This window comes from Methylobacterium sp. 190mf (assembly GCF_900107945.1).
Classification (GTDB): domain Bacteria; phylum Pseudomonadota; class Alphaproteobacteria; order Rhizobiales; family Beijerinckiaceae; genus Methylobacterium.
The window spans coordinates 46,324-67,517 of the sequence record NZ_FNVI01000031.1 but is presented as its reverse complement, the minus strand read 5'-3'; the positions used below and the strand labels follow the sequence as shown (position 1 = coordinate 67,517).

Below are 21,194 nucleotides of genomic sequence, written 5' to 3'. Positions count from 1 at the left end.
GCCGTCCCCCGCCTCGTAGTGGGCGGGTCCGCAGGTCGCTCAGGGTCGGCCCAGAGGCGGGTCGGCGCGGGGGCATTTCCTCACCCCGCCGGGCACAGTGCCGCCCGGTCTCACGCCCGCGTCCGAGGCACGCCCCGCACCGGTCCGCCGCCCGGGGCGATGGCGGCTGAGAGCCACCGACGCGGGCGCCGCCCCGTCCCCGGACCCGCACGGTCAGCCACCGGGCGGGCCCCCGAAGGACGCCCCGGGATCGCTCCCGGGCCGCCGCGGACAGGTGCGGTCAGGAAGCACAAAATAGGAACATTGTCAAGGGAAGCTGAGCCGCGCGCTGCGGTCGACGACGCTTCTCCGTCATCGCGAGCGCAGCGAAGCGACCCAGGGCGGCGCAACATCGGCAAGGTCGCGCTGCTGGATTGCTTCGCTCCGCTCGCAAGGACGTCTGTGCCGAAGACTCATCGGCCGCTGGCACCGTCACATGGGCCGAGCCCTGCCGGCGTTCCGTCGCGCCGCCGGATCGGTGCACCACGCACGGCCGCCATCGACGTCACATCGGCCCGGAATGCCGAGCGCCAGCGGACGCAGATCCGCTCGCTAAGTTATTCTCGGAGCTTGAGGGGCGAAGGAGCGTGACATATGAGCGATTCGAATCGGTATTGCCAGGTCTTTGTCGACGAAATGTCTATAGAGATCGGATTTATGTCCGTAAACGGTTCGATATATCGCGAATAACAGAGAAAATAAGTCGATTATTGCTGAATTGGTCGATCAAATATGGTGGAGATGTGATCTATCCGTCGTCGATGACTTGTCTTCAGGTCACGCTCCGGGGCATCCGGCTCCGCGCAACGGACGGGTCCTCCGGAGGCCGCGCGCCAGCGCCTCTCCGAGCGGCCTGATGCGCCGGGTCTTCTCGACGGCCGGGACACATCCCCGGACGCGCTTCAAGCTCTGGCAGGAGGTCGTCGCCGAACGGATCGGGCCGATCGAGCAGCGGCGGCGCGCCGACGGGCCGTTCGCGGGCGAGATCGAGATCGGCGCCGTCGGCCCGCTGACCTTCAGCCGGATCACCCAGAGCGCCCTCACGACCACGATCACCGCCGATACGGTCCGGCGCCGGCCTGACGGGCTGATCCGCGTGAACTTCCGTCTCGCCGGCGCGTCCACCTTTCAGCAGCACGGCCGCGAGGCGGTGCAGGGGACGGGAGACCTCACCGTCATCGACCATCACCCGGGCGTGCTGGACGCGCGCACGGATGGCCAGACCCTGGTCATGGCCCTGCCGCGGGAGCGCCTCGAGGGCCTGCTCGGACCGGCCCGGCTGTTCGCGGCCCTGACGATGCCCGCCGGATCGGCCACGACCCGCCTGGTGACGACCTTCTTCGGGGATCTGCTCCGGGTGAACCGGCAGCTCTCCCCCGAGGCGGCGGAGCGCATGGCGACCATCGGCGTGGATCTGATCGTGGCCGCGCTCGCGGATCGGATGGCCCGGGAGGTGCCGCATTCCCTGCACGGCAGCGTCGTGGTCCAGCGCGCCAAGGCCCATGTCGAGGCGAATCTCGGCGACCAGACCCTCGATCCGCCCCGGCTTGCCGCCGCGATGGGCGTGTCCCTGCGCCGGCTCTAGGAGCTGTTCCACGAGCGCGGCCAGCACATCTCCGACTGGATCTGGGAGCGCCGCCTCGCGGCGGCGGCCAAGCGCCTCTCCGATCCGGTCAGCCTGCACCGCCCGATCGGCGTCGTGGCCTACGAGTGCGGCTTCGCGAGCCAGGCCCATTTCGCCCGGCGCTTCAAGGACCGCCACGGCCTGTCGCCCCGCGCCTACAGGGAAGCCGCGATCCTGCGCCTGTCCGGCAGCCGGCCGGATCCGTGAGACGCCGCGACTCCGGTGCCGGTCGCGCTCGGCCGGGACGCGGCGCCGGGACGAGGGGCGGAGCCGTGCCCCGGGGCACGGCACCGACGTCGCGGCCCCCGCTGCCCTCACCCGGCGCAAGCCGCCTCCGGCCGCACCGCTTCCCCGGCCGCGCGCCCCGCCGCGTCGAAGAGCGCGCGGCAATACGCGATCAGGCGGTCGGTCCGATCCGCGCCGCTCCGGAAGGCGATGTGCCCGTCCGGGCGCACCAGCACGAGCGCCGGCCGGCCCTCCAGCCCGTAGGCGCCGTGTGCCCGGCCGTCCAGATCCGACAGGACGGGCACCTCCGCCGCCGCGATCAGGGGGCCGGCGAGGACGAGCCGCGGACGCAGCCAGGGCCAGGGCGCCACGGCCCGGACCGCCTCCAGAAGGGCGGGCGCCGCCTCCGGCGACCGTCCGTCGAAGCACAGGAGCGCCCAGCCCGTCGTCCATCCGTCCGGGTTGTAGAGGAACGGGAACAGGCGCGTGCGCACCCCGTCCCGCGTCACCGGCGCGTCCGGCGCGCGCTGGCCCGGCTTCGGCCCCGGCCGCAGCAGGTGCATCAGGTTCGCGAGGCCCGACAGGTGATCCGCGTTCAGGAGGCTGCCGGGATAGGCGACGCCCATCTGCTGCATGTCGTCCGTCCCCTGCAGCAGGGAGCCCAGGTTCGGCAGCGCCTTCGCGGCCAGCCCCAGCACCGTGTCGGTGACGGGGCCGCGATAGACGGTCCACCGGAACCCGCGCACCTGCTGGGCGCTCAGCCGGGCGTGCTCGCCGCCGCGCTCGCCGTCGTAGGAGTCGAGGATGGCGGGCGCCGCCTCGCCCCGCAGGGTCATGGCCAGCCGCCACGCGATCTCGACCGCGTCGTGGAGGCCGGCATTCATTCCCTGGCCGCCGATCGGCAGGGACAGGTGCCCGGCATCGCCCGCCAGGAAGACGCGGCCCCGCGCGTAGCCGGGGGAGACCCCGTAGGCGAAGCGGCTGTGGGTGAGCCATTGCGGGTCGCTCAGGGTGAGGGTCTCGTCGCCGGTGACCTCCCGGGCGAGGGCCTGGATCTCCGCGAGCGTCGGGTCGCGGTCCGGCACGCCGGCGTCGTCGGCCAGGAAGAACAGCCGGTGGTAGCCGCCCCAGACCGGCATGATGCCGGCGAAGCCGCGCGGGTAGTAGAAGAACCAGAGCTGGTCCGGCTCGGACCCGCGGCGCCAGGACAGCCGGGCGTCGACCTGCCGGTTCATGCAGCCCGCGAGCCGCTCGGGCTCGAAATCCAGGCCGAGCCGGGCGCGGACCGTGCTCCGGGCCCCGTCGGCGGCCACGCAGTAGCGGGCGCGCAGCCGCGTCTCCGGCCCGTCCGCGCCCCGCCGGAGGGTCACGGTGACGCCCGCCGCGTCCTGGTCGATGCCGGTCACCGTGCAGCCCCGGTCCAGCCGACCGCCGCGGGCCTCGAACGCGTCGATCAAGGTCCGCTCGATCACGTCCTGCCCGCTGTATAGGACGTCGGGATAGGGGCTGGCGACGTCGGCGATGGGGATCGGCGTCGTCGGCGCGCCGTCGACGAAGAAGTTGATGGTGCGGACCGCGTAGGCGTTCTCCGCCAGGGCGTCGCGCAGGCCGATGCCGGCGAGCAACTCCTGCGGGCGGGCCCAGAGATTGTTGGCCCGCGAGTACGCCCTGACCTCCGCGCGCTGCTCCAGGACCAGGCACGACACGCCGTGATGGCGCAGGGCGCAGCCCGCGGTCAGGCCGACGGGGCCCGCGCCGACGACGATCACGTCGGCGTCGTAGCCCGGGGCGGCGTGGGCGTCGGTCATCGGTCGGTCTCCTGTCGGGTTTCCTGTGGGGTCTCGTGCGGGGTCTCGTGTGGCGTCTCCTGCCGGGCCTCCGCGGCGATGGACGCGATGGCGGCGTGGGAGGCGCCGATCCGCCGCTGCAGGCCCTGCAGCAGCGCGGCGGCGGCCTCGACGCCCTCGGGCGCGAGGCCCTCGGTGAGCCCGTCCGACCAGAGGGCGTTGCGCGCCATCGCCTGCCGATAGGCCTCCGCGCCCCGCGGGGTCATGGCGACGAGGGGCGCGCGGCGGTGGTGGGGGTTGGGCGCGAGCCGGATCAGCCCGTCGGCCCGCATCTCGCCGACGAGGCGCTGCACCGACTGGCGGGCGAGGCCCATGTTGCGGGCGATGTGGGCGACGGGCAGCGGCGCCGGCGCGAGGGCGATGGCCCCCAGCACCTGCCAGCGGGCGCTGGTGAGCCCGAGATCCTGCACCAGCGTGTCGCCGGCCGCGAGCAGGTCGCCGTTGAGGCGGAACACCGCGACCACGAGGTCCGACAGGGCGTGCCGGGTCCGGTCGCGGTCGCGGGCTGTCCGAGGCGGGTCGGGCTCCATGGGGCACGTCCTGGCGGCAGGACATTGTCAGAATGACAGTATGCTGTCATCGCGCGGACAACGGCGCCGGCGCCGGACGGTTCCACGCCGGCGGCGGGCCGGATCCGGATGTCGGATACGGGCGACGGGGACGGGTGCCCGCCGGGCCCTAAGCCACCGCCGCGAGATCCCCGAACAGCGACAGCACGACCGGGCGCCGGTCGAGGTTGTAGATCGCCGCCTCCCGGGCGGCGCGGCCGAACCGGTCGGCGACCTCCACCAGGGCCGCGAGGCGGGCGGGGGGCTCATCCCGGCGCCGGTCGATCTCGGCCGAGACGAAGCGCAGCACCGCGTCCTGGGCGGCCTCGAACCGCGCCTCGGCGTCGCGGCCCGCCAGGGTCTCGGCGAGCTTGAGCACCCGGCCCCAGTCGGGCGTGCGCGCCCGCGCCAGCAGGGTCTCGATCTCGGCCACGAGGCCGGCGGTGACCGGATCGAGCATCGCGAGCGCGCGGGCGACCGAGCCCTCGCACTGGGCCAGCGCCCGGGCCAGGGCGGACTCGTCGGGCTGCGCGAAGGGCTCGGGCAGGCCGCGCACCACCCGGGCGACGTCCTCGGCCGGGAGGGGGCGCAGCATCAGCGCCCGGCAGCGGGAGCGGATGGTCGGCAGCAGCCGGCCGGGCTGGTGGGACAGGATCAGGAACAGCGCGCGGGGCGGCGGCTCCTCCAGCACCTTCAGCAGCGCGTTGGCCGCGTTGGCGTTCAGGTCCTCGGCGCTGTCGAGGATGCAGACGCGCCAGCCCGAATCCGCGGCCGTCGAGGCGAACAGGTCGAGGGCGCGGCGCACGGCGTCGACCGAGATCTTGGTCGGCAGCGTCTTGGCGCCGGCGCTCCGGTGGCGGCGCAGGACCACGAGGTTCGGGTGCGACAGGCCCGCCACCTTGCCGAGGACGGCGTCGCCCGCCGGCACGTCGAGGCCCGCCGGGCCCCCGCCCCCCGGGTAGGCGAGCAGGCGCCGGGCGACCCGGTAGGCCAGGGTCGCCTTGCCGATGCCGGGGGCGCCGCCGATCAGCCACGCGTGGTGCAGGCGCCCCGCCGCGATGGCGGCCGCGAAGGCGTCGGCCGCGGCCGCGTGGCCGACGAGCCCGAGGGTCTCGCGCGGGCGCGGGATCCCGGCGAGGTCCCCGGGCTCGACGTCGTCGGCGGCGCGGTCGGTGGGCTTCACGGGGCGGGTCTCACGGGGCGGGCTTCACGGGCGGGCTTCATGGAGTGGGTCTCACGGCGCGGGCCGGCGGGCTCCGATCTGGGCGGCGCGCCCGCGCGACTGCTTACACGGCCGCCGGCCAGGATGGGACCGGTCGGGCCGGGACCGGCCACGCCCGTACGGCCGCTCACGCGGCGTCGCCGCTCCGGCCCGCCCCCGCCGGCCGGTCGGGCAGGAGCGCCGGCAGCCGGGACGCGACGGCGGCGCGGATCGCCGCCTCGACCGTGTCGGGATCGCGGGACGCGTCGATCACCGCGCAGCGCCCCGGTTCCGCCCGGGCGATCGCCAGGAAGGCCTCCCGCAGCCGGACGTGGAAGTCGAGGGCCTCGGCCTCGAACCGGTCGGCCCCCTGCCCCGTCCGGGCGCCGCGCCCGGCCGCGCGGGCGAGGCCGGACTCGGGGGCGAGGTCGAGGATCAGGGTGAGATCGGGCCGGGTCGGGCCGACGACGACCCGCTCCAGGGCGTCCACGAGCCCGGGATCGAGCCCCCCGGCGGCGCCCTGGTAGGCCCGGGTCGAGTCGATGAACCGGTCGCACAGCACGGTCTCGCCCCGGCGGAGCGCCGGGCGGATCAGCCGGTCGAGATGGTCGATCCGGGCGGCGCTGAACAGCAGGGCCTCCGCGAAGGGGCCGTAGGGCTTGGCGACGCCGTCGAGCAGCGCCGTGCGGATCTCCTCCGCCCGCGGCGAGCCGCCGGGCTCGCGCGTCACGCAGACGGGCCGCCCCGAGCGCGCGCGCAGGGTCGCGGCGAGGCGGGCGATCTGGGTCGACTTGCCGGCCCCCTCCCCGCCCTCGACGGTGATGAAGGTGCCGCCCGCCCCGGCGGGATCCCCGGACAGCGGCCCGGTCACGCGCGCGCCGTCACGACGGGTTGGCCGCCCCGGCAGCACCCTTGTCGGTCCCCTTGTCCCCGCCCTTGTCGGTTCCCTTGCCGGCCCGGTCGAAGGCCTTGCGGACGAGGCCGGTGCCGAATTCCAGCGCCGCGTCCATCGCCCGCTGCGACAGGGTGCCGGGCTCCACCGCGGCGCCGGCGAAGAGCGGCTGGTCGAGGGCGACGGTCTCGCCGCGCTGGACGCGCAGGATCCCGACCCGCTGGCCCTCCTCCACCGGGGCGATGAGCGGCCCGGTATAGATCGCCCTGGCACTGACCCGGTCGCTGGAGCCCCGCGGCAGCAGCACCCGCACGGGCTTCTTCGCCACCAGCGGCACCGAGCCCGACTGGCCGCCGAACACCGCGGCCTCGGCCACGGTCTCGCCCGGCGCGAAGACCTGCCGGGGCTCGAAGGCGCGGAACCCCCACTCCATCAGCTTGCGCGACTCGGAGGCGCGGTCCCGGGCGGTCTTGAGCCCCGAGACCACCAGCACGAGCCGCTGGCCGTTCTGCACCGCCGAGCCGGTGAGCGCGTAGCCGGATTCCTCCAGGTAGCCGGTCTTGAGCCCGTCCGCGCCGATGTCGAGGGCGAGCAGCGGGTTGCGGTTCTGCTGGCGGATCTTGTTCCAGGTGAACTCCTTCTCGGCGAAGATCTTGTAGTAGTCCGGGTAGGTGTCGATGATGTGCAGCGCGAGCTTCGCCATGTCCCGGGCCGTGACCTTCTGGTCGGGCGCCGAGTAGCCGGTGGCGTTGCGGAAGGTCGAGTTCGTCAGCCCGATCTCCTTGGCGCGCTGGTTCATCAGCCCGGCGAAGGCCTCCTCGGAGCCGGCCATGTTCTCCGCGATGGTGATGGCCGCGTCGTTGCCCGACTGCACGATCAGGCCGCGCAGCAGGTCCGACATCTTGATGCGGCTGTTCACCTGCGCGAACATCGACGAGCCGCCGCCCCCGGCCCCGCCGCGCTTCCACGCGTCCTCGGTGACGGTGAACTCCGTGTCCATCGACAGGCGGCCGGATTTCAGCGCCTCGAACACGATGTCGGTGGTCATGAGCTTGGCCATGCTGGCCGGCGAGAACCGCTCGTCGGCGGCCTTCTCGAACAGGACCGAGCCGGAATCGGCGTCGATCAGGATCGCGTGCGGGGCCGCGGTCTGGAAAGTCTGCGCGGCGGCGGCGGCGAGGCCGGCGCCCAGCGCGCAGGCGGCCGCGAGAAGGGTGAGAAGGGGTCTGCGCATCACCGTTCCGTCCCGCGCCTGCCGTCGGGCCGGAAGCGTCCCGCCCGTATCCCAATAACAAGCGTGACCATATTACGGTTTCGGCGCCGGATCGAATGCGAAATGCCGCATCGGCCGCCACATCGGCCGCCACATGGGCCGCCGGACCCGTCGGGCGGCCGCGGGTCGGCCCGGGCGCCGCCGTCAGTAGATCCCGGCGAGGCGGGCGTGTCCCGCCTTGCCGGCGGTCTTGGTGGCCGGCCCCTTGGCGGCGGGGGCCTTGGGGGCGGTCTTGGCAGAGGTGGTCGCGGAGCCGTTCGCGGCCGGCGCACCGGCCTTCGTGGCCGACGCCCTGGCCGGCACCGCGGCGAGGCGCGCCATGGCGAGCTTGGCCGAGGCCGGCATCGCGGCGGGCATCGCGGCCGGGGACGCGCCGTGCGGCGCGGAGGACGGGCCCGACGACGCCTTGGCGAGCTTCACGGTCCCGGGCGCCGGGACCGCCCGGCGATGGACCTCGGCGAGGGCCGGGCCGGCCTTCGGGCCGGCCTTCCCGGCGGCATGACCGTGCGCCGGCGGCGCGGCCGGGGCGAGGCCGGGGGTGTGGGCCGGGTTGAGACCCGCGACCTTCAGGGTCCCGGCCCCGAGGCCGCCCCTGGCGGCGACGGCCGGCACGGGGGCGGGCCGGAACTCGCGCACCCGCGGGGCGGTGGGCTGCACGGCCGCCGGGACCGTCACGGCGGCCGAGGCCAGCACGATCGGCGCGCGCACCGGCGCCGCCCGCTCGGGCCGGGCGGCCGGGGCCTCGGCGGGCGCCTTCCCGGCCGCCGTCCCGGCCTCCGTAACGCTCTCCTCCGCCTCCTGGGCGGGCCTGAAGGCCAGAGCCGGGGCGGAGCGCGTGTAGCGCTCGGTGTCCTCCGTCGGGCCGAGATCGGCCATCATCACGGTCGAGCGGCCGGCCGGCCGTCCGTCGGTGCGCAGGCTCGCGAGGAGCTTGCGGTCGTCGCTGCCGGCCACCGAGGCCTTGCCGACATACTCGACGCGCACCCGTGCGGTGCCCCTGCGGTGGAAGCCCAGCGCTTCGGCCGCATCCTCCGACACGTCCATGACCCGGCCGGCATGGTAGGGGCCGCGGTCGTTGACGCGCACCAGCATCGAGTAGCCGTTCTCGAGGTTCGTCACCCGGGCGTAGCTCGGCAGCGGCAGGGTCGGGTGGGCGGCGGCGATCGAGTGGCGGTCGAAGACCTCGCCGTTGGCGGTCATGCGGCCGTGGAAGGCCGAGCCGTACCAGGAGGCGAGCCCCTCGCGCACGTAGCCGCTCGGATTCTCCTTCGGCACGTAGGTCTGGCCGGCCACCACGTAGGGCTTGCCGGTGTAGCGGCGCCCGCCGCCCTTCGGGATCACGTCGCCCTCGTTGTAGAGGCGCGGGCTCGCCTTGACCCCGTATTTCGGGTCGATCCCGTTCCCGGCGGCGAGCTTCTGCTGGGGCGAGGTCGCGCAGTTGGCCGTGGCCAGGGCCACGCCCGAGACGGCGATGAGCCGCAGGGCGAGGCGCGCCGGCCGGGGAAGCGTCGTGCGCACCATCGTGGACTTCACCAAACTCTACGCGTGAGCGGGGCCCGACCGGACCGGAGCCGGCCGCGTGCACGGGGCCGCGATCGGTCCACCCAGATTTGTAGCGGTCGCGTAAAGGAAGCCTGAACGATGGGCTGCGGCCGGGTTCAGGAAGCGGGCCGCGCGGCCGGTCGGTTCTCGAGCATTGCGCGCGGATCGACGGGCAACATCTTGTTCGGGAACGGATTTTTCAAATTCTTACTGGCGCGCCCGTCCGACCGCCCCCGGGCGCGGCGCTCCACTTTTCCGTGTGGGAGCGGGGCCAGGATCGCGATGGCTCGGGACCGAGCCGGTGCGGAGGCCGCGGGTCGCTTGATCCGCGCCGGCCCTCCGCGGCGCCGCGGTCCCGGAGGGCCGGAAGGCGCCGCGCGCAGCAGCGGCACGCTCCGGAGCGGCCGCGCCGCCCCGGGTGTAATAGGCCGAAGGCCGAGTTCGCCCTCAGCGGGACTGCGTGTCGGTGAGCTGCCCGATCGACTGGGCGCCCCGCTGCTTGAACAGCAGGTCGAGGCCTTCCAGCATCAGCGCGTGCATCTTGGTCCGCTCGGCGTAGGCGAGGTCGCGCAGCTGGTCGTAGACCGGCGGCTCCAGGTAGACCGACATCTGGCGGGCGCGCTGCTTGAGCGTGGCCGCCTGCTTCGGCGCCGAGGGCGCGAGGGTGAGCGACACGATCTCGGCGCCCTGCGGCCGGGCCGCCTGGGGCCGGGCCGGCGGGCTCGCCGAGGCCACGATCGCCGCGAGGCTGAGCTTAGGCGGCTTGGACATGCTGGCCCGTCCTCAGGGACTGCGTGCGGCGCTCGATCCACGACCAGAGGCGGCGGACCTCCCCGGCGGCCTGGCCCTTGGGGTTGAACTCGGTGACGCCCTGGCCGAGGCCGATCGCGTCCTGGTGGTCGGTGCGGGCGACGATGTTCACGTCGGGCAGGATGCCGAGCACCGCGAGCCCGTCCGCGGCGTCGCGGACCCGGTAGGAGCGCGGCGGGGTCTGGTTCAGCACGAAGGCGAACTTCTTCTCCAGCCGGTAGACGGCGGCCAGGGTCGGCTTGAACGCCCGCAGGTCCGCGGGGGTCGGCCGGCACGGGATGATGCACAGATCCGCGGCGCGGATCGCCGAGAGGGTGCCGGTGGAATCGACGCCGGGCGTGTCGATGAACACGTAGTCGTAGGCGGAGTCGCGCAGGCGCTCCATCACGGCGTCGATCTGGGTGGCGTCGATCTGCGCCACCTCGGGACCGTCGGCCGTGCGGTGGTCCAGCCAGTCGGAGATCGTGGCCTGCCGGTCCATCTCCAGGATGCAGACCGTGTGGCCCGCCTCCCGGGCGGCCACCGCCAGGGAGATGCACAGCGTGCTCTTGCCGCTGCCGCCCTTCTGCGTGACGAAGGTGATCGCTTTCATCCCGGGCGTCCTCCAGAAGGCCCCATGCATCCGTCCGGGCGCCCGCAACTGCCGGTCGCCGCGCCGTCTGTGCCAACCTCAGGTATGGGATTCGCGGCGTGCCGCGATCCTGTGACCCAAGGATGTCGGGGCACAGGTTGGGGCCGACATGGTTAACGAGCCGTTAAGACAACGGTCCCTCCCGGATATCCCCGCCCAGTGCGGCAGCAGGACAGCAGTCTAAACTTCAAGTTAAGATTCTTGGCATATAGAGGGTTAACAGCCTTTCCAGCGACGCCCGGATACCGTAGCGTGAGCGCGGGTGAGACGAGGAGCTTGGTGGGGGTGAAAACCTCAAGTTTAAAGACAAGGATCGCCCCATCGAGGAATGGCATGTCCGAAGCCCCGATCCCGCAATCCATTCTGGAGGCCTCCGGCGTCGTGGGCACCTGGGCCCACGATTACTGGGCGGGGCAGCTGGCGCTCTCGGCCCCGCTCGCGGATCTGCTCGGCCTGGACCCCGAGGCGGCCGCCGCCGGCGTGTCCCTTGAGGCCTTCCTCGACCGCACCCATCCCGAGGACCGCGTCCGGATCGAGAGCTATCTCCACGCGGTGGCCGAGACCGGCGGTCCCGTCGAGGCGGAGTTCCGCACGAAGGACACCCGCACCGGGATCCGCACGCTGCTGATGCGCGGCCGGATCGAGCGCGACCCCGCCGGCGGGGCGACCCGCGGGCGCGGCATCGCCATCGACCGCACCGAGGAGCAGGCCGCCAACCTCGTGCAGAGCGAGCGGGTGGTGAACCGGATGGCCGAGCACGTCATCGCCCTGCGCGACCTCGCCCGCGCCCTGCACCGGCCGTCGCTCACCGACCGGATCGAGCACCTGATGATCGAGATCGGCTTCGAGCTCGCCCGCTTCCTGCCCGAGCCCGAGGACGAGCCGCGCCACTGAGCGCGCGACGGGGCGCGGAAGCCCCGCCGGACCGATTGATCGCGCCCGTTCCGGCAAGCTACTGTCCCGGCAACACTTTGCCGGGAGGACGGGGATGGCCCGCGACACGATCTACGACCGCGACCTCGACCGCGTCCCGGCCAACCACCAGCCGCTGACGCCCCTGCTCTACCTGGACCGGGCCGCGCGGGTGTTTCCCGACCACGTCGCGGTGGTCCACGGCCCCCTGCGGCGGCCCTACCGGGAGGTCTACGCCCGGGCCCGCCGCCTCGCCTCGGCGCTGGCGGCGCGCGGGATCGGCCGCGGCGACACCGTGGCGGCGCTGCTCGCCAACACCCCCGAGATGATCGAGTGCCACTACGGCGTGCCGATGACCGGGGCGGTGCTCAACACCCTCAACACCCGCCTCGACGCCGACGCGATCCGCTTCTGCCTGCAGCACGGCGAGGCCAAGGTGCTGATCACCGACCGCGAGTTCTCCCGGACGGCCGCCGGGGCCCTGGAGGGGCTGGAGCCCAAGCCCTTCGTGATCGACGTCGACGATCCCGAGTACGACGGCCCGGGCGCCCGCCTGGGCGCGACCGACTACGAGGCCTTCCTGGCCGGCGGCGACCCGGAGCACGACTGGCGGCTGCCGGACGACGAGTGGGACGCGATCACCCTGAACTACACGTCGGGCACCACCGGCGACCCGAAGGGCGTGGTCTACCACCATCGCGGGGCGGCGCTGCTGGCCCTCGGCAACGTCATCACGGGCGGGCTCGGCCAGCACCCGGTCTATCTCTGGACCCTGCCGATGTTCCACTGCAACGGCTGGTGCTTCCCCTGGACCCTGTCGATCGTGGCCGGGACCCATGTCTGCCTGCGGCAGGTGCGGGCCGAGACGATGTACCGGCTGATGGCCGAGCACGGGGTCACGCATCTCTGCGGCGCGCCGATCGTCATGCAGATGCTGATCAACGCCGCCGATGCCGAGCGCCGCGACCTGCCCCGGCGCGTCGCCTTCTTCACCGCCGCGGCCCCGCCGCCGGAGGCGGTGCTGGCCGGCATGTCGGAGGCCGGGTTCGACGTGACCCACCTGTACGGCCTGACCGAGAGCTACGGCCCGGCGGTGGTCAACGCCTGGCACGCCGACTGGGACGCGCTGGCGGCCGACCAGCGGGCAGCCCGGAAGGCCCGCCAGGGCGTGCGCTACCCGGTGCTCGAGGCCCTCGACGTGCGCGACCCGGAGACGCTGGAGCCGGTGCCCGCCGACGGGGCGACGATCGGCGAGGTGATGATGCGCGGCAACGTGGTGATGCGCGGCTACCTCAAGAACCCGGCGGCCACGCAGGCCGCCTTCAAGGGCGGCTGGTTCCGCACCGGCGACCTCGGGGTGAAGCACCCGGACGGCTACGTGCAGCTCAAGGACCGCTCGAAGGACATCATCATCTCGGGCGGCGAGAACATCTCGTCGATCGAGGTCGAGGACGCCCTGTTCAAGCACCCGGCAGTGGCCGCGGCCGCGGTGGTGGCCAAGCCCGACGCGAAGTGGGGCGAGACGCCCTGCGCCTTCGTCGAGCTCAAAGCCGGCGCGACCCCCACGGCCGACGAGCTGATCCAGTGGTGCCGGGGGCGGCTGGCCTCCTACAAGCTCCCCCGCCACGTGGTCTTCGGCGAGCTGCCGAAGACCTCCACCGGCAAGGTGCAGAAGTTCATCCTGCGCGAGCGGGCCCGGCAGGACGGGGCCTGATCCGCGCCCGGCCCGGCACCCGTCGATCGGAGCGGCGGGCCGGTCAGGCCTGCGGCGGATCCCGGCGGTCGACGCGCACCGGCACCGGCACAGGCTTCGGGGCGGACCCGGCGTCGCGGAGGTCGGCCAGGATCTGGGCGACGAACGCCTGGAGCGACACGAGGCTGAACAGGGTGATCGACGCGACCAGGGCGGCGGAGACCAGGGTCTTGGCGGTTTCGGGATCCACGGCGGGAGTCCTTGGCTTCGCCCCGCCGCGGGCGATCCGGGCGGGGGGCGCCGCTGTGGCGCCGGTGCCTCCCCAAAGTGGGCGCGCCGCCCGCGCCGCGCCAGCGCCGCCGCGGTCGCGCCTGGCATGCGCGGAGGGCCGGGCTCGGCCGCGATCCCGGTCGCCGCGACGCTTCGTCCGGCCGGGGATGATCGCGCGGGACCGTGCAGCTTTCCTGGCTGGTGGAACGTTGCGTTTCCCGCAATAAGCGCCGGCGCGGAGCGGCGCGCATCCGGGAGAGACGGCATGGCCGGCAGCGGCATCGCGGGCGGCATCGCGAACGGCACCGCGAACGGCACCGCGAACGGCACCCGCGCGGCGCTGCGCGCCGCTCAGGGGCTGATCCTGGCCGCCGGACTGGGAACTGTGCTGGGAGCCGGGCCTGTCGCGGGCCCCGCCCGGGCGCAGGGGCCGGTCCCGGCCCAGCCCGCGCCCCTGCCCGCTCCCCAGCCCGCGACGCCTCCGAACGCCCCGCCCCGGAGCGCGGCGCCCGCCCCCGCCGCGCCGGGAGCGGCGGCGGAGCCGGGCCCGGCCGAGCCGGTGACCCGCGCCGGCTACTTCTACATCGGCGGCCGCTACCAGAAGCTCGGCGACAAGACCGTGATGGTCGGCCAGATGTTCGTCCAGTCACGCACCCCGGCCCGGGTCACGCAGCCCTACCCGGTGGTGATGGTCCACGGCCTCGCCCAGACCGGCGTGAACTACCTCGCGACCGCGGACGGCCGCCCGGGCTGGGTGCAGCGCTTCGTCGAGAAGGGCTACCAGGTCTACGTGGTCGATCAGGTCGGGCGCGGGCGCTCGGGCACCAACCCGGAGGTCTACGGCCCCTACGACCGGCTCGGCACCCGCAGCCTGGAGCGCACCCACACGGCGCCCGAGGTCTACGACCTCTACCCGCAGGCCAAGCTCCACACCCGCTGGCCGGGCGGGGCCGGCGTGCAGGGCAACGCCGCCTTCGACCAGTTCTTCGCCAGCCAGGTCCCGTTCCTCGCCAACAGCCAGCAGACCGAGGAGCTGGTCGACCCAGCGCTCGTGGCGCTGCTGGATAGGATCGGGCCGGCGATCCTGCTCACCCACGGTCAGGCGGCCCTGTTCGGCTGGGCGGCCTCGGACGCGCGGCCGGACCTCGTGAAGGCGCATGTCGCCGTCGAGCCGAACGGCCCGCCCTTCTTCGACGTGCAGTTCCGCGGCGGCAAGGAGTTCTGGGAGAAGACCGGCGACGGGCGCGCCCGCGCCTACGGGCTGACCCGCATGCCGCTGACCTTCGACCCGCCGGTCCGGGCGCCCGAGGACCTGACGGTGGCGCAGGCGGCCAAGGGGGCCGAATCCAAGTCCGACAGGGCGGCGGACGGGCGGATCCGCTGCTGGCTGCAGGGCGAGCCCGTCCGGTCCCTGCCGAACCTCGCCAAGGTGCCGGCCGTGGTGGTGACCGCGGAGGCCTCCTTCCACGCGACCTACGACGACTGCACCGTCGCGTTCCTGACCCAGGCCGGCGCCAGGCCGGACGTGGTCCGGCTGGCCGACCGCGGCCTCCACGGCAACGGCCACATGATGATGCTGGAGACGAACAGCGACGCCGTCGCGGACGTCCTGGCCGGCTGGCTCGCGGACCGGGTGAAGTAGCCCCGCGGGACCGCCCCCCGCCGCACCACCGATACGTGTCGCTACGGCAACAGGCGTCGCCTTCCGCGTGAAGGCCGCTTGCGGCCGCGTCCGGCTGCCCGTAGTCCGGATGAAGAAAGATCAAGTTTTACAGTACTTTATCACAATTCTAAACAGCGCGGCCGAGACGCGGGGGTGGGCCCCGGCGCGCGCGGTCGGCTGCCCGCAGCGTCGCATCCGGCAAGAGACCATGAGAGCCGTCCACCCCCTCCCCGGCATCACCCTGCGCGCCCTGCTCGCCGGGGCCTCGCTCGCCGTGCTGGCGCAGGCCGCGCCGAGCCTCGCCCAGGACGCGTCGCGCCGCGGCGGCGCCGGCCCGACCGCCGGCGGCAGCGTGCAGCTCGAGGAGCTGAGCGTCACCGGCCAGGGCGGCGGCCCGGCCTCCGGGGCCCCGGCCGGCGCACCCGTGCGCGGCGCGGAGAGCCCGACCGGCCCGATCGACGGCTACGTGGCCCGGCGCTCGGCGACCGCGACCAAGACCAACACCCCGCTGATCGAGACGCCGCAATCGATCAGCGTCGTGGGCCGCAAGCAGCTCGACACCCAGAACGCCCAGACCCTCACCCAGGCGACCCAGTACGTCGCCGGCACCTACGCGGGCACCTTCGGCGCCGACACGCGCCTCGACTTCTTCCAGCTCCGCGGCTTCGTGGTCAGCGATTACGGCCTCTACCTCAACGGCCTGCAGCTCCTGAACTACGGCTTCGCCTACAGCCGCGTGAACACGTTCGGGCTGGAGCGCATCGAGGTGCTGCGCGGCCCCTCCGCGGTGCTGTTCGGCGCCGGCAATCCCGGCGGCCTGATCAACCAGATCAGCAAGCGCCCGACCGAGACCCCGTTCGGGCTCGTCGAGGTCGGCGGCGGCTCCTTCGACCAGCGCTACGCCGCCTTCGACGTCGGCGGCCCGGCCGACGCCGAGGGCCACTGGTTCGGCCGCCTGACCGGCTACGCCCGCAACGGCGGCACGCAGGTCCAGGGCGCGCCGGACGACAGCTACTACATCGCCCCGGCCTTCACCTATAAGCCGGACGGGTCGACCAAGTTCACGGTCCTGTCGAGCTTCCAGCACGACAACACGGCCGTGACGGCGAACTTCCTGCCCTATTACGGCACGGCCCGGCCGACCGTGCTCGGCCTGCGCATCCCGCGCTCGCTCAACGTGGGCGATGCCGGCTTCAACACCTTCCGGCGCGACCAGGCCTTCATCGGCTACGAGTTCGAGCACGTCTTCGACGACACCTGGGCGGTGCGCCAGAACGCCCGCTACGGCTACACGCAGAGCTTCCAGAACTCCTATATCGGCCAGCTCGGCTACACCGACCCGCTCCAGACCCAGCTCGGCCGCTACCTGTTCCGGGATTCCGCCAAGATCGCGCAGCTCGACGTCGACACGCAGGCCGAGGCCAAGTTCTCCGACGGCTTCTTCCGCCACGACTTCCTGATGGGCGTGGAGTACCGGAACTTCCAGATCCACGACAACCAGGCCTCGGGCTTCCCCGGCCCCGACCTCAACATCCTCGCGCCCGCTTACGGCCCGCAGGCGGTCTCGGCCTCGCCCTACCTGATCAACGCCAACTCGTTCCAGCAGGTCGGCCTCTACTTCCAGGACCAGATCAAGCTCACGCCGGAGCTGACCCTGATCCTCGGCGGCCGCCAGGACTTCGTCCAGAACACCGTCTACGACCGCCTGACGCCCGCCAACACCAACGGCCGCAACGACAGCGCCTTCACCTACCGGGCGGCGGCGATCTACAACTTCGACTTCGGCCTCGCGCCCTACATCATGTACGCGACCTCGTTCCAGCCCCAGATCGGCGTGGACATCAACAACCGCACCTTCAGGCCCGATACCGGCGATCAGGTCGAGGGCGGCGTCAAGTTCGAGCCGCCCGGCCAGGGCTACTTCCTGACGCTGGCGGGCTTCGACATCCACCGCAGCAACGTGCTCACCCCCAACCCGGTGAACACGATCTTCCAGACGCAGGTCGGCGCGGTGCGCTCCACCGGCTTCGAGGCGCAGCTCGTCGCCAACGTCGCCGACGGCCTCAACCTCGTGGCGTCCTTCACCAAGTTCGACTTCACCACCGAGCGGGATGCCGATCCGGTGCGGGTCGGCAAGACGCCGGTCAACATCCCCCAGACCCTGGCCTCGCTGTTCGCCGACTACACCATCCCGCTCGGGCCGTGGCGCGGCTTCGGCTTCGGCGGCGGCGTGCGCTACGTCGGCAGCTCCTTCGCGGACGTGGCCAACACCCTGCGGGTGCCCGACTACGTGCTGTTCGACGCGCAGGTGCATTACGATTACGAGAACTGGCGCTTCCAGGTGAACGCCTCGAACCTCGCCGACCGGCGCTACGTCGCCTCCTGCCAGTCGAACGTGTCCTGCTTCTACGGCGACGCCCGGCGGGTGCTGGCGAAGGTCAGCTACAAGTGGTGAGGTGGCCCGGGCGGTTCTTGTTTGCGGCCGCCCGCAGCATGGTGACCAGCCCCGTCATCGCGAGTGCAGCGAGGCGATCCAGGGCAGCGCGACATCGGCGGGTGTGGCGCTGCTGGATTGCTTCGCTCCGCTCGCAGCGACGGCGGCGCTCCGATCAGCCGTCCGCAGCCTCCGCCCCGGTGATCGGCTGCGGCCCGGAGAGCCGGGTCGGCAGGGTGTCGATCCGCAGGGACCGGCGGAGCGCCCGCGAGAACGCGTCGACCGCCATCGTCACCAGCGCGGTGGCGGCGATCAGCACCAGGGCCACGTCGAGGCGCAATTCCGAGATCGCGGCGTCGACATAGAAGCCCAAGGTCGTGACCCCCAGGATGCCGAAGATCGCGCTCTCCCGCAGGATCAGCTCCCAGCGGTAGAGCAGGTAGGCCAGGAACTGCCCGTAGAGCCGCGGCACGGTCTCGTAGGCGTAGAGGTCGAGGCCCCGCGGCGCGTCCGCCCGGTAGGGGATCGCGTCGGCGTGCCGGCCCATCAGGTAGGCGACGATGCCGGCATTGTGCAGGGCCAGCGCCAGGATCGCCGGCAGCATCGAGGGGCCGAGCAGCTGCAGGGCGACGTAGGCCAGCATGTATTCCGGCGTGGAGCGCACCACCACGAGGAGCGCCCGCCCCAGCGGCCGCCCGATCGGCCCGGCGAAGCGCCGCGCGGTCAGCGGGAACAGGACGAGGGCCCCGAGGGCGGTGGCGGCCAGGGCGATCTGCGCCAGGATCAGGGTCTGGGCGGTCCCGGGCAGGACCTGCTCGGTCAGGATCGGGCGCAGCCACGACCAGAGCCGCGCCCAGGTCTCGGGCTCGGCGAGCGGCGCGCCCCGGAGCGGGGCCGGCACGACGTCGTGGCCGAGGAAGCGGGCGAGGCTCGGGCCGATCGCCGCGCTGCCGACGGTCGGCGGCAGCGCCAGCACGGCGCCGACGAGGAGGAACGGCAGGGTCCGGGCGCGCACCCAGAGCCGGCGCGTGCCGATCAGCGCGTAGAAGATCAGGAGCAGCGCCCCGGCCTCGGCGTAGCGGCCCTGGCGGAAGGCGGATTCGAAGGCGAAGCCCATGGTCGGCAGGCCGATGAAGCCCAGCACGAGGCTGGAGCGCAGGCCGCATTCGAGGCGATAGAGGGTGTAGTCGCGAATCCGTCCGGCCACTTCGGGCAGGCGCGCGTAGAGGAAGGCCGAGACCGCGCCGGTGCCCGCGGGCAGGACGCGGAGCGCCGCGAGGTCGGCCTCCTCGATCAACTCGGCGTAGACCTTGGCGCAGATGCCCGCGTAGGGCAGCGCGATGGCGAGGACGCCGGTGGTCGCCGACAGGCCGAAGACCTGCATCAGCAGCAGCGCCCAGAACAGCTCGTGGACGGCGCGCAGGCCCGCGCAGGCGAGCCGGACGGCGCGCGAGCGGGCGAAGGGGACGGCGAGCAGCAGCCCCGTCCCGGCCCCGAGCCCGACGCCGAGCATCGCGAAGGCCACGGTGTAGAGGACGCTCCAGCCCTCGACGGCGGGGAAATCGGGCCGGATCAGGCCGCCCAGCAGCCGGGCGAGGTCGGCGAAGGGGTGGAGGGTCGTGACCTGCAGGTCGGCGACCAGCAGGCCGGCGAGCGCCGCCGCCAGGAACCAGCGGCTCACCGCCGCGTAGCCCGGCCGCGGCAGGAACGCGGCCTTGCCGGCGAGAGCGCCCATCAGGCGGCCTCGTAGAACGGGCTGAGCCGCGCCGGGTCGAGGCCGGCCGAGGGCGCGTCGAGGACGATCCGGCCGGCCTCCAGCACCACGACCCGGTCGGTGTGGGCGAGGGCCAGGGCCACGTCGTGGAGCGCCAGGATCAGGGTCTCGTGCCCGCGGGCCAGCTCGGTGAGGATCCGGCCGCCCTGCTGGCGGTCCAGCGCCGAGACCGGCTCGTCCGCCACCAGGATCGGCCGTCCGTTGTAGAGGGCGCGGGCCACCGAGACGCGCTGCTGCTGGCCGCCGGAGAGCTCCCCGGCCCGGTCCCAGAGCCGGTCCGCGAGCCCGACCCGGTCGAGGACCGCCGCCACGGCGGCGACGTCGGCCCGCGCCGGCCGGACCAGGGTCCGCAGGTTGTGCAGGGTCGAGCGCCGGTCGAGGCGGCCCATGTAGACGTTGTGGAACACCGAGAGCGGCCGCACCAGGGCGGCCGCCTGCGGCACCAGGGCCACCCGCCCGGGGGCCTGCCCGTGGATCAGGCCGATCAGGGTCGACTTGCCGGCCCCCGAGCGCCCCATGAGCGCGACCCGCTCGCCCGCCCGCACGGTCAGGTCGAGGCCCGACAGAACCGGGCGCCCGTCATAGGCCGCGGAGGCGTTCGCCAGGACGATGGCCGCGCCGGACCCCGCGCCCGACTCGTCGCCCGACTCCTCGCCGGCTGCCGCGCCGCGCGACACGCGCGTCAGTCCAGGAGGCCGGTGGAGCGTCCGACCTCGACGAGGGGCTCGTAGGCCGCGTTGGTCACGGGGATGAACTTCGAGCGCCCGAACGGCTCCAGGATCGCCGGGTCGGCGATGCCGGTCAGCGCGGCCCGCAGCCTGTCGGTGAAGCCGGCGCCGTAGGTCTGCTCCACGTCGCCCCGCACGGTCCACTGGTAATCGGGGAAGGTCGGGCTCTCCCAGATCACCGAGACGGCCTTCGGGTCGACCTTGCCGGCCTTCGAGTCGAGGTCCCAGACCGAGTAGTCGACGGCGCCGACCGCGAAGGCGCCGGACTGGACCAGCTGGATCGTCCGGGTGTGGTCGCCCGAGAAGCCGACCCGGGCGAAGACCTGCTCCGGGGTCTTCCCCGGGAAGGCCTGCCGGACGAAGTACTCGGGCATCAGCCGCCCGGAGGTCGAGGCGCGGGCGCCGAACGTGAAGGTCCTGCCCGCTACGGCCTTCGGGAAATCCTTCTCCGGCTTCAGCCCGGTGGCGGCGTTGGCGATGACGTAGGTCTTGAACGCCGCGTCCTCGGCGCCCTGCGCGATCGCCTGGGAGCCCGGCACGGCCTTGCGCGCCTGGACGCCGGTGAAGCCGCCGAACCACGCGAGCTGCACCTGCCCGTTGGTGAAGGCGGTGACCGCCGCCGGGTAGCTCTTCACCGGGATGTAGCGCACCGGCACGCCGAGCTCGGCCTCCAGATAGGCGGCGACCTTGCCGAAGCGCTCGACCAGCCGGCTCTCGTCCTGGTCGGGGATGCCGGTGAAGACGAGGGGCGGGAGCGCCTTCGCGGCCGGCTTCTCCTGCGCCCGCGCCGGCCCGGCGGCGGCCAGGGCCGCCAGGACGCCCAGGGCGAGCCGCCCCAGCCAGCCCGGTCCCGGCTTCGATCCCGACCTCGATCCCGGCTTGGAGCCCGGCTTGGAGCCCGGCTTGGAGCCCGGCTTCGATCCCAGCGTCGATCCCTGCATCGCGTCCTCGTGGCACCACGCCCACGCACGGTGGGCTCGCAACACGGCGGGCGTAGCAGAAGACGCCGCGCGCGCCAGCCTCGATCCTCGCGATCCCGGCGCCCTGCGGCGCCGGGAGACCGCCGAGACGCCGCCGGGATCCACCCG

At 73.4% G+C, this 21,194-nt stretch carries 18 protein-coding genes; 6 read left to right on the top strand and 12 right to left on the bottom strand.

Annotation, left to right across the window (positions count from 1 at the left end):
* Nucleotides 1-895: 895 nt before the first annotated feature.
* On the top strand, nt 896-1,624 hold the full coding sequence (locus tag C4T42_RS27190) for an AraC family transcriptional regulator (RefSeq protein ID WP_348529878.1): 729 nt from the start codon (nt 896-898) through the stop codon (nt 1,622-1,624).
* 3 nt (nt 1,625-1,627) lie between these two features.
* Nucleotides 1,628-1,870, top strand: a complete 243-nt coding sequence (locus C4T42_RS32910) for a helix-turn-helix domain-containing protein (RefSeq protein ID WP_348529879.1) — start codon at nt 1,628-1,630, stop codon at nt 1,868-1,870.
* Nucleotides 1,871-1,977: 107 nt separating this feature from the next.
* Here C4T42_RS32910 and C4T42_RS27185 read toward each other — a convergent pair whose 3' ends face one another.
* The 8 genes from C4T42_RS27185 to C4T42_RS27150 form a co-directional block, all read right to left on the bottom strand.
* Nucleotides 1,978-3,696 (bottom strand): FAD-dependent monooxygenase, encoded by a 1,719-nt coding sequence (locus C4T42_RS27185; RefSeq protein ID WP_103986197.1) that lies wholly within the window; start codon nt 3,694-3,696, stop codon nt 1,978-1,980.
* Nucleotides 3,693-4,265: a helix-turn-helix domain-containing protein gene (locus C4T42_RS27180; RefSeq protein WP_103986196.1), complete on the bottom strand. Its 573-nt coding sequence runs from the start codon at nt 4,263-4,265 to the stop codon at nt 3,693-3,695. Before C4T42_RS27180 ends, C4T42_RS27185 begins: the two co-directional genes overlap by 4 nt.
* Nucleotides 4,266-4,413: 148 nt before the next feature.
* Nucleotides 4,414-5,466 (bottom strand): DNA polymerase III subunit delta', encoded by a 1,053-nt coding sequence (locus C4T42_RS27175; RefSeq protein WP_103986195.1) that lies wholly within the window; start codon nt 5,464-5,466, stop codon nt 4,414-4,416.
* Nucleotides 5,467-5,632: 166 nt separating this feature from the next.
* A complete protein-coding gene (gene tmk / locus C4T42_RS27170) occupies nt 5,633-6,355 on the bottom strand; it encodes a dTMP kinase (protein ID WP_091977642.1) in 723 nt (240 codons plus the stop codon).
* A 10-nt stretch (nt 6,356-6,365) separates the two neighbouring features.
* On the bottom strand, nt 6,366-7,610 hold the full coding sequence (locus C4T42_RS27165) for a D-alanyl-D-alanine carboxypeptidase family protein (RefSeq protein WP_103986194.1): 1,245 nt from the start codon (nt 7,608-7,610) through the stop codon (nt 6,366-6,368).
* A 183-nt stretch (nt 7,611-7,793) separates the two neighbouring features.
* Complete coding sequence (locus C4T42_RS27160; RefSeq protein WP_103986193.1) at nt 7,794-9,170, bottom strand: septal ring lytic transglycosylase RlpA family protein; 1,377 nt, start codon at nt 9,168-9,170, stop codon at nt 7,794-7,796.
* 468 nt (nt 9,171-9,638) lie between these two features.
* A complete protein-coding gene (locus C4T42_RS27155) occupies nt 9,639-9,962 on the bottom strand; it encodes a ribbon-helix-helix domain-containing protein (protein WP_103986192.1) in 324 nt (107 codons plus the stop codon).
* Nucleotides 9,946-10,593, bottom strand: coding sequence for a ParA family protein (locus tag C4T42_RS27150; protein WP_012318487.1), 648 nt, complete (start codon nt 10,591-10,593; stop codon nt 9,946-9,948). Before C4T42_RS27150 ends, C4T42_RS27155 begins: the two co-directional genes overlap by 17 nt.
* A 372-nt stretch (nt 10,594-10,965) precedes the next feature.
* On the opposite strand from C4T42_RS27150, the gene C4T42_RS27145 reads away from it, so the two are divergent.
* Together C4T42_RS27145 and C4T42_RS27140 are read left to right on the top strand one after the other, a co-directional pair.
* On the top strand, nt 10,966-11,526 hold the full coding sequence (locus C4T42_RS27145; protein ID WP_020095561.1) for a PAS domain-containing protein: 561 nt from the start codon (nt 10,966-10,968) through the stop codon (nt 11,524-11,526).
* A gap of 94 nt (nt 11,527-11,620) precedes the next feature.
* Nucleotides 11,621-13,258, top strand: a complete 1,638-nt coding sequence (locus C4T42_RS27140; RefSeq protein WP_103986191.1) for an acyl-CoA synthetase — start codon at nt 11,621-11,623, stop codon at nt 13,256-13,258.
* A gap of 43 nt (nt 13,259-13,301) precedes the next feature.
* Here the strand turns inward: C4T42_RS27140 and C4T42_RS27135 are convergent, their stop codons facing one another.
* Nucleotides 13,302-13,487: a hypothetical protein gene (locus C4T42_RS27135; protein WP_056524620.1), complete on the bottom strand. Its 186-nt coding sequence runs from the start codon at nt 13,485-13,487 to the stop codon at nt 13,302-13,304.
* A 285-nt stretch (nt 13,488-13,772) separates the two neighbouring features.
* Between C4T42_RS27135 and C4T42_RS27130 the strand changes: the two genes are divergently transcribed.
* On the top strand, nt 13,773-15,149 hold the full coding sequence (locus tag C4T42_RS27130; RefSeq protein WP_103986190.1) for an alpha/beta hydrolase: 1,377 nt from the start codon (nt 13,773-13,775) through the stop codon (nt 15,147-15,149).
* Nucleotides 15,150-15,378: 229 nt separating this feature from the next.
* Nucleotides 15,379-17,625 carry a TonB-dependent siderophore receptor gene (locus tag C4T42_RS27125; protein ID WP_103986189.1) on the top strand — a complete coding sequence of 749 codons (2,247 nt, stop codon included), beginning with the start codon at nt 15,379-15,381 and terminating at the stop codon, nt 17,623-17,625.
* Nucleotides 17,626-17,779: 154 nt separating this feature from the next.
* On the opposite strand, the gene C4T42_RS27120 is transcribed toward C4T42_RS27125, so the two are convergent.
* From C4T42_RS27120 to C4T42_RS27110, 3 genes are read right to left on the bottom strand one after another with little or no spacing between them, the layout of a single operon-like run.
* A complete protein-coding gene (locus tag C4T42_RS27120; protein ID WP_103986188.1) occupies nt 17,780-19,339 on the bottom strand; it encodes an ABC transporter permease in 1,560 nt (519 codons plus the stop codon).
* Nucleotides 19,339-20,055 (bottom strand): ATP-binding cassette domain-containing protein, encoded by a 717-nt coding sequence (locus C4T42_RS27115; protein WP_103986187.1) that lies wholly within the window; start codon nt 20,053-20,055, stop codon nt 19,339-19,341. The genes C4T42_RS27120 and C4T42_RS27115 overlap by 1 nt, the downstream gene beginning before the upstream one ends.
* A 5-nt stretch (nt 20,056-20,060) precedes the next feature.
* Nucleotides 20,061-21,047, bottom strand: a complete 987-nt coding sequence (locus C4T42_RS27110; protein WP_244603291.1) for a putative selenate ABC transporter substrate-binding protein — start codon at nt 21,045-21,047, stop codon at nt 20,061-20,063.
* Between the last annotated feature and the right edge of the window lie 147 nt (nt 21,048-21,194).

Bases quoted from the DNA above. Each gene is read 5' to 3' on its own strand.
- C4T42_RS27190 (WP_348529878.1), top strand. From the start codon at position 896: ATGCGCCGGGTCTTCTCGACGGCCGGGACACATCCCCGGACGCGCTTC.
- C4T42_RS27185 (WP_103986197.1), bottom strand. From the start codon at position 3,696: ATGACCGACGCCCACGCCGCCCCGGGCTACGACGCCGACGTGATCGTC.
- C4T42_RS27180 (WP_103986196.1), bottom strand. From the start codon at position 4,265: ATGGAGCCCGACCCGCCTCGGACAGCCCGCGACCGCGACCGGACCCGG.
- C4T42_RS27165 (WP_103986194.1), bottom strand. From the start codon at position 7,610: ATGCGCAGACCCCTTCTCACCCTTCTCGCGGCCGCCTGCGCGCTGGGC.
- C4T42_RS27160 (WP_103986193.1), bottom strand. From the start codon at position 9,170: ATGGTGCGCACGACGCTTCCCCGGCCGGCGCGCCTCGCCCTGCGGCTC.
- C4T42_RS27155 (WP_103986192.1), bottom strand. From the start codon at position 9,962: ATGTCCAAGCCGCCTAAGCTCAGCCTCGCGGCGATCGTGGCCTCGGCG.
- C4T42_RS27150 (WP_012318487.1), bottom strand. From the start codon at position 10,593: ATGAAAGCGATCACCTTCGTCACGCAGAAGGGCGGCAGCGGCAAGAGC.
- C4T42_RS27145 (WP_020095561.1), top strand. From the start codon at position 10,966: ATGTCCGAAGCCCCGATCCCGCAATCCATTCTGGAGGCCTCCGGCGTC.
- C4T42_RS27140 (WP_103986191.1), top strand. From the start codon at position 11,621: ATGGCCCGCGACACGATCTACGACCGCGACCTCGACCGCGTCCCGGCC.
- C4T42_RS27130 (WP_103986190.1), top strand. From the start codon at position 13,773: ATGGCCGGCAGCGGCATCGCGGGCGGCATCGCGAACGGCACCGCGAAC.
- C4T42_RS27125 (WP_103986189.1), top strand. From the start codon at position 15,379: ATGAGAGCCGTCCACCCCCTCCCCGGCATCACCCTGCGCGCCCTGCTC.
- C4T42_RS27120 (WP_103986188.1), bottom strand. From the start codon at position 19,339: ATGGGCGCTCTCGCCGGCAAGGCCGCGTTCCTGCCGCGGCCGGGCTAC.
- C4T42_RS27110 (WP_244603291.1), bottom strand. From the start codon at position 21,047: ATGCAGGGATCGACGCTGGGATCGAAGCCGGGCTCCAAGCCGGGCTCC.